The organism is Alteromonas sp. MmMcT2-2 (assembly GCF_022348305.1).
Classification (GTDB): Bacteria; Pseudomonadota; Gammaproteobacteria; order Enterobacterales; family Alteromonadaceae; genus Alteromonas; species Alteromonas macleodii.
Genome location: NZ_JAKRFA010000005.1, coordinates 76,491 through 90,296, shown reverse-complemented (window position 1 = coordinate 90,296; position 13,806 = coordinate 76,491). Strand labels below are relative to the sequence as shown.

The following is a 13,806-nucleotide window of genomic DNA, read 5'->3' as shown; positions in this document are numbered from 1 at the left end:
CAAATCCACACTTTACTTAAAACTTACACTGGGTGCTGCAACTAAAGAGGCGTTTGAATCTCAAAGTGACGTGGTTCAAATAAGCGTTAAATAAAATGAATAAAACACTATTAGTAATAACGACCTCTTTGATTGTCAGTGCGTGCGCTCATAGGCCACCACCTTTAGACATGGATGAAATATTTTTTGAAACGAAGATCAAGCAAGACGGTACCAAGCTCTTCGCCTTTAGCATTCCTCTAATGAAACCGCGAGAAGGCGGTGGCGGCAGAGGCGGTCGCGGTCAAGGGGGTGATGGTGGTGGTCGTGGCGGCCGTGGAGGGCAAGAAAGCCGAGGAGGCTCATCACAAAAATCTTCTGATAGCAGTGATAGAATGACTGAGCAACTCTATGCCTCTCTTGATGAAAAATTGGATGAAACAGGTTATTGCCAAACAGGCTATATAGAAATCGATACACATCAAACCGAAGATAGACTGCACCTATTAGGCGAATGTAATGAGACGGCTTCAGATAATGATGTTTTTAATTTTACTAGAAAAAATAGCCCATAACGTAAAACCACTAAATTGCTTAGTGAATGTTTTAATGTTCAACTAAAACATTAAAACCAACTCTATAAAGAAGGATTAGGATGATTCTAATATTCGGTGTTATCAATCAATACGGTGTATTGTCACACTTCAGCTCAGGTATTCAAGAAGACTTAGCCATACTGGGAGAACAATGCACTGTATTACCTGTGAACGACGGTGAATTAGCAGCAAATATTCTTAACAAGATAGATCATAGTCAGATAAAGTTTAGCATTTGCATGAACGGTTCTGGCTTGGATACTGCGCTTGCGCTTGGCAAAACCTATGCTCTAGCTGTTGACCATCCGCTTTTACTTTTACCACACCTGCAAAAGTATAAGGGATATGAATTGCTCTGCATTGCAAAAGAACATACTGCGTTTGCTAACTTGCTTAATATCCCAGCGAAAGACTTTTTCCACGCTGTCAGCAGCAAAGATATCACCGATACGGTTGTTGCGAATATTGATAGAACTGACGAAGTATTATTTCCAGCCAGCTATATGGATTTTAACGCCGCCAAACAAGCTCTAATCGAACTTGGTGTTTTCGAACAAATAAAGCCAGCATTAGAGCAAGTAAAAAGTATTAATGAATTCTTAATGGCCATTGGCGTGTTGCCCAACGGTAATAGACCTCCTACGACAGCGTTAGATGAGAAGGTATATAAAATCACATGCGAAGCAGATCGCTATATTAGAGCATTGTCTCGTAATCAGGTGCTTAGCAATTATCAAGATAACGGTGTACGTCTATCAGTTTATGGAAGAAACGTTAGAAAATACGCAGAAGAGTACCCTGAACATGACTATCATGAAGAAATACCCTACACAGATCTGCTCAAAAAAATGGAGAAAGCCAAGTATGTCGTTCACAATTCTCCCGGCTTTCTATTTGCACTTCATGAACGATTGATATTTCCTCTTGCCAAAGGCACCCCAGTTCTTTTTGATGCAACAGAGCACCAGAAGCAAATGCTAAATGAATTGCCGGCAATATACCCCAGTTCTCAGGTTTTCAATGAGTACACGACTAAAGATATTGAAGCATCAATCAAAAAGTTAAGACAGAGTCATACGTGGATAAAACGCCTCTCGTCCCTTTTGATTTAATCAACACAAAGGGTATGCTCCACAACGCCCTTTGAAACATAGGCTCTGCAGCCAAAAAGGTCGGTAGTTTCTAAACACACGCCACTGGCCTTTTGCCCTGCTTCTACCTGATTGTTTCCTGTAACACAAGCCACTTCGCAGTCGCTGCTGTCATTACACGCATTACCAGCATCGTTTGCTGGTAGCACACAAGCATGCGCCTGCTGACGGCCTACTTTCTTCCAGTTACCACCGTGTTTATCGCACACTTTTTCAGACTCAATGGAATAGGCCTGCTGCACCAAAGGCAAAGAGGTATCAACATCTTGCTCTAATTTCTCGACGTCTTCAACACTCATGATTGGCTCATCAATAGGTTCCGGGGGCTGAGCGCCACAAGCAGACAAGGCTGCACACACGCCTGCTATTAACCAGATCCTAAAACGCTTCAGTGCTCTACTGCTTGCTTGTTTCATTTTTTCTCTCAATTTATTTTACTTTCTAAACCACTACTTTTTAAAAACCAAACTATTTAAGCCCTACACTACTCAAGACCTAATTTATTTAAGACCTCTGCTACTTATGACAACCGCTATTAGATAAGTTCTTATTTTGTCAATAAATCCTTATTTGCTTATTGCGCTATGCCTAATAATTATCAAACCTATGAAATTTTAGTGCTACCTCGACGGGTCTCTACATACACTTCGCAAAACTAGCAGTATTTACGGACGCTTTATGACACTAAACCAAACCGAAAACATGGTCACCGCATTGCTCACTTTTAGCTTCGCAGTTCTTGGCCTAACATTTTTATTGGGTGCAAACCCCAATGCACTTATCGCTACATTTAAATTCTACTCGTTAGACACTATGTTGAGCGAGAGTGCCCTTGGTGCTTTTTCTGGTATCGCGTTGCTGTTGCTACCGTTAATGACCATTGCAGCACGTTTTAACCTTGTTTCAGCAAAAGCAGTAACACTATATGCCGCTTTTGTAACTGCCATTCCATTGCTGACGTTATTATCACCAACAAGATGGATGGCCGATTTAGGGGGCTTCCCGATTATTGGCAGCGGTCAAGGCATCATCAAGTACTTCGCAGTATTACCGCTTTTCCTATTCTTGTTTTATCGCGAAAAATTTTCGCACAAGCAACTGACATACCTCAACTTTGCTCCTGTAGCCATGGTCTTATTATGGATAGGAGGCATGAAGTTTTTCGAGTTTGAAGCTAATGCGATTGTGGGGCTAGTTGAAACATCACCGTTTATGTCGTGGCTATATGCTGTGTTTAGCGTTCAAGGGGCATCGAATGTAATTGGTGGGTTTGATGTCCTCTTTGCACTGCTATTGGGTGCGGGCATCTTTACTAAGAACAAGCCGATGATCATTGCGAGCGGACTGGCTTGTTTATCGGTTTTTCTAATGACACAAACGTTTTTGTTTACTGTACCGGATACCTTTAACAGCACGACTATCGTCAATCGCCTAGGTCAGTTCGTTATTAAAGACCTTTGGTTTGTCGCTAATCTTGCTGTGGTGGCTTACTTTACGCTGTTCGAGGCAGTTTCACGAGAACGCGAAGAAGCGCAGTTGGGTCAATCGCCACAGTAAAGCTTTACGGCAAAGTCAGGTTAAAGATGTTGTAGTAATTAACCACTACCTCACTTATCGTTTATTCGAAAATGGTCACTTGATTGCGGCCATTTTCTTTTGCAGTATAAAGTGCTTGGTCGGCATGGGTTAACATTCTGTCGTGATCTCTCGCGCCATTTGCACTTGCTACACCAATACTGATTGTGACTTTCAGCGTTTGCGCTATAAAACTGAAATCATGTGCTGCCACGATTTTTCGAACATGATCCATAGCTACCCTTGCATTTATCAAGTCATATTCGGGTAACAACACAGTAAACTCTTCGCCGCCCCACCTTGCACATTTAGCATAATGCGGAACTTCGCGATTTAATATACGGGCCACCTCAGTAATGACTTTATCTCCTACTAAGTGAGAGTACTGATCATTTACCTGTTTAAAATGGTCGATATCGATAACGGCAAGACATAGAGGAGTTTGTTTCGCTTTAGCCTCTTCAAAATATTGTACAAGCCAGCGGTCGAATGCTCGTCTATTTGCAATACCGGTTAGATCATCATGAGTTGCTTGGAACTCGAACCGCTTGGTTTGTAATTCTAATGATCTGGTTTGTTCATCGACCCTTTGTTTTAAAATCATTTCTGATTTTTTCAAGTGATGAAAACGTACTTTATAAAGTGCATAGATAACAAAACAGAAGAAAAGAAAAACCGAGAATTTAAAAGCAAATGTCTGATAAATGCTAGGGAGCACGCGAATAGAAAATGGTGACGTAATCTCTTGCCAGGTGCCTCCAATGTAACGAGCACGTACTTTAAACTGATAACGACCAGGTGCTAAATTAGTGTATTCAGTCATTCTAAATTGATGACGGTTAACCCAATCTTGGTCATATCCTACTAACATAGCCTGATACTCTATACGCGAAGGCATAGCGAAACCCAACCCTGCATACTGAAACGCTACTCGCGTGGTTAACGGCGTTACGTCTACTTCCCTTTTATCCGTATCAAATTGCTGGTCAGCACCGTCCAGTAGTACCGCCTCTATACTTACCGGAATAGGGAATTCACTCAACATGGCAAGGTTTGCAGGCGTCACTGTAGCGAGCCCTTTCGCAGTAGGAAGCCAAACATTTCCGTCTACATCGACAATCTGAGATGGCTGTGATCCACCATTGATTTGAATACTCGCCAGGCCATTTTCTTCCTTAAAATGTTCAAATTCCAATAATGCACTTGGATATGTCAGACACTCCTTAAGACTTGATAGTGAAGTGAGAATGACCCCTTGGTTTGAACTTAGCCATACACCGCTGTTGTGATCTATACCGATTGAAAACAGTTTATCTACGGGAAGCCCCTGCGACTTTTCGATTACACTAAGTGCCTGAGTAGCATTGTCAAAATACGCAAGGCCTCGATCGGTTGTAATCCAAGTTCCCTTTTCAACAACGCTAAAACTGAACGCGTGCTGCGCATCTGAATGTTCAGGAAACGACACTGTGTGCACAATACCCTGTTGGATATAGGCGAGCCCTGTCCCTGTAGCAATCCAGATTCGTCCTTCACGATCTTCTGCCAAGCCCATTGAAAAATGAGCAGGTAGCCCATTTTGTTCATTAAAATGGATTAGCTTTCCATCTGGCGTTTGTTGAACTACACCTTGCGCAGTGGCATACCAAACACTGTTATCACTCGCTAAAAGAATGGCCCTTACTTCATTACTCGGTAACCCTAAATGTCTATTGAGGTAAGGAGTAAGTTGGTCGTTTTCATATCGCAGCACACCTTTTGTATAGGTGCCAACTAACGTTACTTCTTCAGTTACCGCTGCCAAACTGAGTACAGAAAAGGCTTCACCCGTAGTGAGCGATGCGCTGGAAAACGCATCATTGGAAAATATATCTAATCCAGCACTTCCACCTGCTAAAAGTTGGCCATCAGACGTTTGCAAAACAGTTCGCAAAAAGTCTCCACTCATTCCTTGGCTTTGCGAGAATGTGGTAAATAGCGCACGACGCAGCCTAAACAAACCACCATTAGTGCCAATCCAGATATTTTTTTCCAAATCTTCAAGCAGTGAAAAAACGCGGTTGTTGGGAAGACCTGTTGTCGCATCCAGTTTCTCTAGGCCTAAGCCACTTAGACGGTAGAGGCCATGATTAATGGTGCCTACCCAAATGCTATTTTGATGATCAAGCAAAATACTACTAACTGATTTGTCGGCAAGTGAGCTGTGAAGTAGCGCGAAGGTACCGTTTGTTTGCTGCCAAACACCGTGTTCTGTGCCAACTAAAACACGTTTTTTGCTATCAAGAGCGAGAGTAAATGATGGACCAGAGAGTATGTTATGGTCGGGTACAGCTAGCTGAAATTTATCGTTTATGTATTTGAATAACCCTTGGCTTGTTGCAAACCAGATTACGCCAAATCCGTCTTCGATTATGCGGTAAGCACTCGAATTTACAATGTATTCTTTTTGCGTGCCGTCAGGCGTTCTCATTGCAATCCCCGTGTCTTCCAGCGCAAACCATAACACGTTATTACTGTCTCTGAATGCATGATTAACCATTGAAGACAGGGGCGCTTGAGCATGCCACTGCTCGGCAATAAGCGACGTTACACCGCCTCGGTTTCCTGCCACCAGTAGCTCGTCGCGGGGCTTGTTGTAATACAAGCTTCGAATGCCGGAGTCTGGTAATCCTGTTTGCGCGCCGCGGGTAAATACAGTGAACTGCTGACCATTAAACCGAGCTACACCTTCCCAGGTACCCGCCCATAGATACCCATTGGACGTTTGTGCTAGTGCGTGAATACTATTGTGAGGAAGCCCGTCTTTCGTTCCCCACGATTGAGGGAAATACCGGTTGAGCGGCATGAGCTGAGAAGACTCTACCGAAAAGCCATCTATGGGTATCACCCACAGCAAACACATCACAAAAGTGCGAGACACAAACTTCAATGGCTTCTCGGTACGTTATTAGATAGACAGTGTAATAATACCTCTATCTATTAACTAACACAAAAATTGTGGTTTTTAGTTATCGTCGGTCAACGACAAGCTAATCCAAACTAACCTGTGATCTGAGCTGGCTTCGCGGTCTTTAACTAATCGATATAGGTCACTGGTTTTTGCAGGCCAGAAAACGCCAGCATCGTTCACATCGAAGCCAAATCGAGATGGCAAAACATAGTCAGCTCTGGCTCCCCAATAGGCAGTAAAGCGGTTACTAAACTCTGCACCTGACGCGCCTGCACCACCTGCGCTTGTTGGAATGATGTCTTTATTAACTAACGGGTGCTCAGTTAACTGTTCAATTACACCCTCGCGATGTTTATCTCCAATATCCGCCGCGTTAAAATCACCAACAAGTACAAAACGCGCGTTCTCTGACAGGCTGACTTTCTCGCCATTATCATCGTAAATGTAGGCCCCTTTATCCGGAGAAAGATAATCTGCCATAAGCCTAATTTCGTCAAAGTTGCGCTTGCCGTTGCGATCCTCGCTTCCATCGAAATTAGGTGGTGTTGGATGCATAGCAAGTATGTGTACGGTTTTGCCCGCTACTTTCACCGGCACATCCCAGTGAGACTTAGAACTCAACCTTAGCGCGGCCCACTCTTCTACGTCGTACCATGGCTTGCCCTTATCAGTACTTCCGCTCTCATCGGGAATAATAGGAACCCGTGGATGAGGCATGTGATGCCATTTAAACGTCTGAAAGGTGCGAATACCATCAACATCAATAGGGTATTTCGACAAAAGCGCCATACCATATTGCCCGGGATAAAGCCCAAAACCATATGCATCGCCACCAAAACCTTCTGCTTTGCCATTGTTATCTAAGTCGAATTTCGTGGGCTCCCCTGTGTTGACTGTGGCCACATACGTATACGGGTAATCCACAGGCTCAAGGCCGTCTTGTGAAACATTCAGGTAGTTCTTAACAAATGCTTCTACCCCTTTACGCTTATCTGCAATGTAGTCAAATTCGTTCAACATTAAGATATCGGGGTTAACGCGTTGAATAATTTCAGCAATGTTTTTAACTTGGCTATGCTCCCCCGTTGAAAGAACGTGTTGAAGTACCTGATCGCTTGGCTTCATACCCAACGCTTTGTAGTTAGTGGCTTCCATACTTACATTAAACGTTGCGACTTTAAGCATTTGCTCTTCTTGCGAGCTAGCCAGCGTAGATACGAATAATGCGGGTAAAAGAGCTATCGCACAGAAAAGCGCCCTATTTTTCATGTTGTTACCTGTAAGTAAAAGCGAAATGCAAAGATAGCAACTTTAGCGGCTTATCTGAACTTTTTTGTTTTAATAAAGATCGTTGTATCAACAAGATGGTAATGCTCTCGCTCTTGCAGAAAAAAAAGAAATTTATTTTCATAAATGAGACCTATAAAAGAAATATTTTTTACTATAAAGCACCAATACTAAAATAATAGAATCAAATACTCGCTCTTAACTGATATTCTAATTTTGTTTTATACAGCTAGCGTCAAGCGAACTACGCTTAACGTTTCGCATTTTGGGTGAATGAGAGAAAGTTATGAAAAGCTGGGTTTCAAAAGCGATCAATATTATCAATGCAGATTATCAACGTTCGGCTGATACGCACTTAATCAAATTAGAGCAGATCGCCTTTAGAGATATTGATATCTATCTTAAAGATGAAAGCACCCATCCAACAGGCAGCCTAAAGCACCGTCTAGCCCGGTCCCTTTTTCTGTACGCCCTTTGTAATGGAAAAATTGTAGAAGGAACTACTGTAGTAGAAGCCTCGTCAGGCAGCACAGCGGTGTCTGAAGCTTATTTTGCTAAAATGATTGGCGTTCCGTTTGTTGCGGTTATGCCTAAATCTACCGCCCAAAGTAAAATCGCGCTTATTGAGCGATATGGCGGGCAGTGTCACTTTGTAGATTGCCCTACGCAAATGCACAGCGAAGCAACCAAAGTAGCTCACGAGCTTAATGGTTATTTTATGGATCAGTTCCTTTTCGCAGAGCGCGCTACAGACTGGCGAGGCAATAACAATATTGCTGAGAGTATCTTTGAGCAAATGAAAGCCGAGCCCCACCCTATTCCACACACCGTGGTTATGAGTGCAGGTACAGGTGGAACATCAGCTACCATAGGGCGTTACATTCGCTACAAAGGTCTCTCTTCTCAGCTTGTCGTGGTAGATCCAGAATTCAGTGTGTTTTTTGATAGCTTCAAAAACAACGATCATACACTTACTGCTACCCGTGGTAGCCGCATAGAAGGGATAGGACGCCCTAAAGTGGAAGCCTCTTTTCAACATGACGTTATAGATGACATGATTGCCGTTCCCGATGCCGCCAGTATTGCAACCATGCATTGGTTAAACAACACCATGGGAATTAAAGCTGGCCCGTCTACCGGCACAAACCTATGGGGCGCATTAAGTATTGCTGAACAAATGAAGCAGCGAGGAGAAATGGGATCGATCGTAACGCTTATGTGCGACAGCGGAGAGCGGTATAGTGAAACTTACTATAATGCTGGTTGGGTAGAAAAGACCATTGGCTCATTCGCTGAATACACCACCAAACTAGAGGCCATCGGAGCTCCTGCTTAAATAGCCTGTTTCTGCTGTTTAAAGTGCTGGGGCGTTATGTATCGCGCAGCACTTTATTCAAAGCGTTTATCTCTATACATTGGCGATATACTTCTCATTGATAAAGCGCGCAAAATTATGATCAAAATAAAAAACGTTGTTAGCTGTACAGTTGCATTTGCCACAGCGTTTGCTGCACACACTGCTTTTGCTACCAGTACGTCGACTGTTGAAACTGCGAACACAAGCAACACTAGTATTAACCGAGCCGCAGACGCGACCGCCAACACTGACATTCCTAACAACAATTACGAAAGCGTTTTTGCTAACCTCGCGCTTCATTGTATTCATCAAGAGTTTCCAAATGTAGTGAAACACATGATGAATAACGGCGATGACGTTAAGGCACCAAATCAACTCTACCCTTCATTTTATGGTTGTTTAGACTGGCACTCGTCGGTTCATGGCCATTGGCTTTTAGTAAGAATGCTAAACACTGCGCAAGATGCAGTGGATAAGGATGAGATCATTGAAAAGCTCAACATCAGCTTCACGCCTAAAAATATCCAAGGTGAATTGACGAGGCTTAAGCGTGAAAACAATGCCTCATTTGAACGTCCCTATGGTCTTGCTTGGTTCCTGCAGCTAACCGCTGAACTACGTCAATCTTCCCTTCCTGAAGCAACAAAATGGCTAAATACTTTACGCCCTCTCGAGGACGAAATTGTGGCCAGGGTGAGCGCGTGGTTACCCAAATTGGCTTACCCAATTCGGACGGGTGAGCATAGCCAAACCGCCTTTGCTTTTGGCTTAATGTTCGATTGGGCGAAAACAGCAGGTAATAAGGAGTTTGAAGCGCTGTTAACGTCCAGGGTGAAAGACTACTATCAAGACGATACACAGTGCCCTCTTGCCTACGAGCCTTCGGGACAAGATTTCTTATCACCGTGTTTGGCCGAAGCTGATTTAATGCGAAGAGTAATGTCTAAAAAGGACTATAGCCAATGGCTTTCAGCGTTCTTTCCAAGCCTCACAGCTAGAACATCAAATTGGCTAGCTCCCGCTACAGTGACTGACAAGACGGATGGTAAACTCGCTCACCTAGACGGGCTGAACATCAGCCGAGCGTGGATGATAGAAGGCATAATGCAAGCTTTGCCTGAAGGTGACAAACGCTTACCTGTGCTTAAGAAAGCATTAAGTTCACATCGTGAGGCCGGGCTCAACGCGGTGTTTGGTGACATGCACTATATGGGCAGCCATTGGCTTGGCAGCTTTGCCAGCTACTTAGAAACACAGCGCGGTTTGAATTAACTTATATCCTACTAAAGTGTGAGATGAATGAGCACTAAAGTGCTATTCGTCTCACACGCCTACCGTGGCATGCTCATTCTATGGTGATATGAATAAAGCGCAGCTATGGAAATTTTACTTGTTGATGATCACGCAATAGTGAGAGAAGGCTTTTCTACACTGTTATCTTCGGTACTCGAAGGCGCTGTCGTCACCAATGCAAAAAATGCGCAGCAAGCCACAAATGCACTTCGTGCCAACCACTTCGACCTCATTATTTTAGACATTAATTTAGGAACCACCAGCGGACTCACGCTAGCGGAATATATTGTTCAGCGCTGGGAGCACGCAAAAGTACTTATGTTCAGCATGTTCGATGATATTTCCATCATCGATAGAGCTATGAAACTAGGGGCAATGGGGTATGTTAGTAAACAAAGTGAACCTGATGTACTGATAAGCGCGGTGACATCTATCATTAAAGGCCGCCGCTATTTAGAACACAATACTGCCATTGAGCTCGCTACATTCAACCTGTCACATTCTGGAGGCAACTTAACAGATCTGACACAAAGAGAGTTGGATATATTTCTTGGTATAGCCAACGGGCTTTGCCGAAAACAGGTCGCTGAAAGCCTCAATATTTCTGAAAAGACGGTCTCAAACGTTATCACCCAGCTCAAGCGAAAACTTGAGCTACAGACAAATGCCGAGTTTGTTCACCTTGCCATAAAGCAGGGTTATATCAAAATTGCCAGCTAAACAAGCGCCACTAAACAAGGTCGGGAAAACTTCCCTGTACTTTCGTATTTTTTTATACCCCTTTGGTACTAACTTTGTCTCATGATAAAGATACCTCATGTAAATCAATATATTAGCGTTTTCATTACACTTCAATCTAAGGGAATTTTTCCCGTATTTTGAAGGACGGAATCCGTTTATCAGGGCCTCTACTTAGTTACATACTGTTAACACAACATCAAGGTAACAGTGGAAATAAAACTATGGCTAAGTTCTATTCAAAGGCTTCATTGGCCTTAAGCGTAATTATTGGTTTAGGTACGAGTTCACATTTATATGCGGACGATGGCGTGACATGGGCAGACATTGAAAATGATGCCAAGACGCCTGAGAACGTACTGATGTATGGTATGGGTCCAGAAGCTCAGCGTTACAGCGGACTTGATCAAATCAACAAAGAAAATGTACACATGCTATCTCCGGCTTGGGTGATGAGTTTTGGTGATGAAAAGCAACGGGGTCAAGAGTCCCAGGCAATCGTGTACGACGGTATTGTCTATGTAACCGGTAGCTACTCCCGTATCTACGCCTATGAGGCAAAAACAGGTAAGAAGTTATGGGACTACGCCCACCGCCTTCCAGAAGGGATTCGACCGTGTTGTGACGTGGTAAATCGCGGCGCAGCAATTTATGGTGACTTAGTCTTTTTCGGTACGCTGGATGCTGGCGTTGTTGCCCTTGACCGGCTAACGGGCAAAGTAAAATGGAAGAAGCGCTTTGAAGACTATCGTGCAGGCTACACCATGACGGGGGCACCTACGATTGTTAAAGACCAAAAGTCAGGAAAGGTCATGCTTATTCACGGTTCATCAGGTGATGAGTTTGGTGTTGTAGGAAAACTGTTTGCACGCGATCCTGAAACCGGTGAAGAGATTTGGATGCGTCCATTTGTTGAAGGGCACATGGGCAGATTAAATGGAAAAGACAGCACACCCACGGGTGGTTCATACGAAGTGACAACGTGGCCAAAGGATGAAAACGGCGAAATGGTCGAGGCATGGCACCACGGTGGTGGCGCACCATGGCAGAGTGCAAGCTTCGATGTTGAAACTAACACTATCATCATAGGTGCAGGTAACCCCGCTCCTTGGAATACATGGAAACGCACCGCCAAAGGTGGCGATCCGCGAGATTGGGATAACCTTTATACTTCCGGACAAGTGGGTGTAGATGCAACCACTGGTGAGGTTAAATGGTTCTATCAACATACACCTAACGACGCATGGGATTTCTCTGGCAACAATGAACTTGTTCTATTCGACTATTACGATAATGGAAAGCTCATAAAAGCGACGGCTCATGCAGACAGAAATGGCTTTTTCTATGTAGTTAACAGACAAAACGGTGAATTCATTAGAGGATTTCCCTTTGTAGATAACATTACGTGGGCCACACACATTGACCCTGACACGGGTCGCCCAGTTGAAGTAGACGGACAGCGCCCGCCACTGCCTGAGCCGGGTGAAAAACGAGGAAAGTCAATAGAGGTATCGCCTCCATTCTTGGGCGGAAAGAACTGGAACCCGATGGCCTACAGCCAGAATACCGGCTGGTTCTATATGGGCGCAAACCACTGGAAAGAAGACTACTGGACGGAAGAAGTGACCTATAAAAAAGGTGCCGCTTACCTAGGACAGGGTTTTAGAATTAAGCGCATGTATGACGACCACGTGGGCGTACTTCGTGCCGTAGACCCCATTTCAGGTGAAATTAAATGGACACACAAAGAGAAACTTCCTATGTGGGCTGGGGTACTGGCGACGAAAGGCGGACTCATTATTACCGGAACGGGCGATGGCTATGTCAAAGCTTTCGATGAGGAAACCGGTGAAGAACTTTGGAAGTTCCAAACGGGCTCGGGCATCATTTCATGCCCTATAACCTGGGAAGAAGATGGTGAGCAATACATTGGCTTAGCGTCAGGGTATGGTGGTGCAGTACCTCTATGGGGTGGAGATATGGCTGAACTCACCAAACCTGTCGCGCAAGGTGGTTCGTTCTGGGTATTTAAACTTCCTAATCACAATAAAAAGCAAAACGTCGCTAAACAATAGCTTTATCTTTGCAACAAACCAAACCGAGAGGCGGTGAAAACGCCTCTCGGCATTAAGGAGCTCTTATGCGCTTACGTTTTCAAGCAACCAAACAACTCCCCATATTATTAGTTGTCCTACATTCAGCAACTGCCAGTGCCAGTGCCATTCCCGATTTCGAAGATGACGTGAAAATTATCAACGGATGTGAAATAAAACCAAAGACAGTGTGTAGCGATACAGACTTAAGCGGTGCTGATTTGAGCCATGCAAATTTGCACGGGGCAGTATTCACCAACGTTAACTTCAACAAAACAGATTTAAGGCACGCCAACTTAAGCTATGCGACGTTTAAGAAAAGTAACCTAGATCACGCTGATTTAGCTACCGCCAATTTAAAACACGTAGATTTACGCAGCTCAAAAGTTCGCAACGCTAACTTAGAAGGCGTAGATGGCTGGGCGCTTTTCGGTCAAGGGGTTGATTTTACTAACTCTAACTTTTCAGGTGCTAACCTGGACCAAGCGCGTTTATCAGGTGCGACAATGGTAAACACCAACTTACGTGCCGCACGCTTAGAGCGGGTTTGGATGAACAAAGCAAACTTTGAAGGTGCTTCACTGATTAACGCCAATATTCAGGAAGCAAAACTGAACGATGCAAGTTTGTATCGAGCGAACCTAACCGGCACGCGCATCCACTACGCAACATTTCAGGGCACTTTCATGGACGAATGTATAAACTGTCCTATTAACTGGTAACTGTGATTGGGTGGAAAGAAAACATTGAGCCGTTCGATATAGCCAGCGCCCATTACCTTCACTAA

11 protein-coding genes are annotated in these 13,806 nt (G+C 44.0%); 8 read left to right on the top strand and 3 right to left on the bottom strand.

What is annotated here, in order from left to right:
• Positions 1 to 170 precede the first annotated feature (170 nt).
• A complete protein-coding gene (locus MHM99_RS05000) occupies positions 171 to 554 on the top strand; it encodes a hypothetical protein (RefSeq protein WP_239218392.1) in 384 nt (127 codons plus the stop codon).
• Positions 555 to 634: 80 nt separating this feature from the next.
• A complete protein-coding gene (locus MHM99_RS04995) occupies positions 635 to 1,687 on the top strand; it encodes a hypothetical protein (RefSeq protein ID WP_239218390.1) in 1,053 nt (350 codons plus the stop codon).
• On the opposite strand, the gene MHM99_RS04990 is transcribed toward MHM99_RS04995, so the two are convergent.
• Entirely contained in the window at positions 1,684 to 2,142 is a 459-nt protein-coding gene (locus tag MHM99_RS04990) for a hypothetical protein (RefSeq protein ID WP_239218388.1), read from the bottom strand. The two genes, MHM99_RS04995 and MHM99_RS04990, sit on opposite strands and share 4 nt — an antisense overlap.
• Before the next feature lie 262 nt (positions 2,143 to 2,404).
• Between MHM99_RS04990 and MHM99_RS04985 the strand changes: the two genes are divergently transcribed.
• A complete protein-coding gene (locus MHM99_RS04985) occupies positions 2,405 to 3,283 on the top strand; it encodes a DUF417 family protein (protein WP_239218386.1) in 879 nt (292 codons plus the stop codon).
• A 61-nt stretch (positions 3,284 to 3,344) separates the two neighbouring features.
• Here the strand turns inward: MHM99_RS04985 and MHM99_RS04980 are convergent, their stop codons facing one another.
• Positions 3,345 to 6,203 (bottom strand): diguanylate cyclase, encoded by a 2,859-nt coding sequence (locus MHM99_RS04980; RefSeq protein ID WP_343213271.1) that lies wholly within the window; start codon positions 6,201 to 6,203, stop codon positions 3,345 to 3,347.
• A gap of 102 nt (positions 6,204 to 6,305) precedes the next feature.
• Positions 6,306 to 7,520 (bottom strand): endonuclease/exonuclease/phosphatase family protein, encoded by a 1,215-nt coding sequence (locus MHM99_RS04975; protein WP_239218382.1) that lies wholly within the window; start codon positions 7,518 to 7,520, stop codon positions 6,306 to 6,308.
• 304 nt (positions 7,521 to 7,824) lie between these two features.
• Here MHM99_RS04975 and MHM99_RS04970 point away from each other — a divergent pair, with 304 nt between their 5' ends.
• From MHM99_RS04970 to MHM99_RS04950, 5 genes are all read left to right on the top strand, one after another.
• Complete coding sequence (locus MHM99_RS04970; protein WP_061485126.1) at positions 7,825 to 8,874, top strand: PLP-dependent cysteine synthase family protein; 1,050 nt, start codon at positions 7,825 to 7,827, stop codon at positions 8,872 to 8,874.
• A gap of 36 nt (positions 8,875 to 8,910) precedes the next feature.
• On the top strand, positions 8,911 to 10,167 hold the full coding sequence (locus tag MHM99_RS04965; RefSeq protein WP_239218380.1) for a DUF2891 domain-containing protein: 1,257 nt from the start codon (positions 8,911 to 8,913) through the stop codon (positions 10,165 to 10,167).
• Positions 10,168 to 10,272: 105 nt separating this feature from the next.
• On the top strand, positions 10,273 to 10,908 hold the full coding sequence (locus tag MHM99_RS04960) for a response regulator transcription factor (protein ID WP_014975961.1): 636 nt from the start codon (positions 10,273 to 10,275) through the stop codon (positions 10,906 to 10,908).
• A gap of 242 nt (positions 10,909 to 11,150) precedes the next feature.
• Positions 11,151 to 13,001: a methanol/ethanol family PQQ-dependent dehydrogenase gene (locus tag MHM99_RS04955; protein WP_014948731.1), complete on the top strand. Its 1,851-nt coding sequence runs from the start codon at positions 11,151 to 11,153 to the stop codon at positions 12,999 to 13,001.
• Between the two features lie 65 nt (positions 13,002 to 13,066).
• Positions 13,067 to 13,741, top strand: a complete 675-nt coding sequence (locus MHM99_RS04950; protein WP_156086091.1) for a pentapeptide repeat-containing protein — start codon at positions 13,067 to 13,069, stop codon at positions 13,739 to 13,741.
• Positions 13,742 to 13,806 lie beyond the last annotated feature (65 nt).

Coding starts and splice junctions, on each gene's coding strand:
- MHM99_RS04985 (WP_239218386.1), top strand. CDS start 2,405: ATGACACTAAACCAAACCGAAAACATGGTCACCGCATTGCTCACTTTT.
- MHM99_RS04970 (WP_061485126.1), top strand. CDS start 7,825: ATGAAAAGCTGGGTTTCAAAAGCGATCAATATTATCAATGCAGATTAT.
- MHM99_RS04955 (WP_014948731.1), top strand. CDS start 11,151: ATGGCTAAGTTCTATTCAAAGGCTTCATTGGCCTTAAGCGTAATTATT.
- MHM99_RS05000 (WP_239218392.1), top strand. CDS start 171: ATGGATGAAATATTTTTTGAAACGAAGATCAAGCAAGACGGTACCAAG.
- MHM99_RS04995 (WP_239218390.1), top strand. CDS start 635: ATGATTCTAATATTCGGTGTTATCAATCAATACGGTGTATTGTCACAC.
- MHM99_RS04965 (WP_239218380.1), top strand. CDS start 8,911: ATGTATCGCGCAGCACTTTATTCAAAGCGTTTATCTCTATACATTGGC.
- MHM99_RS04950 (WP_156086091.1), top strand. CDS start 13,067: ATGCGCTTACGTTTTCAAGCAACCAAACAACTCCCCATATTATTAGTT.
- MHM99_RS04960 (WP_014975961.1), top strand. CDS start 10,273: ATGGAAATTTTACTTGTTGATGATCACGCAATAGTGAGAGAAGGCTTT.
- MHM99_RS04975 (WP_239218382.1), bottom strand. CDS start 7,520: ATGAAAAATAGGGCGCTTTTCTGTGCGATAGCTCTTTTACCCGCATTA.
- MHM99_RS04990 (WP_239218388.1), bottom strand. CDS start 2,142: ATGAAACAAGCAAGCAGTAGAGCACTGAAGCGTTTTAGGATCTGGTTA.
- MHM99_RS04980 (WP_343213271.1), bottom strand. CDS start 6,203: ATGTGTTTGCTGTGGGTGATACCCATAGATGGCTTTTCGGTAGAGTCT.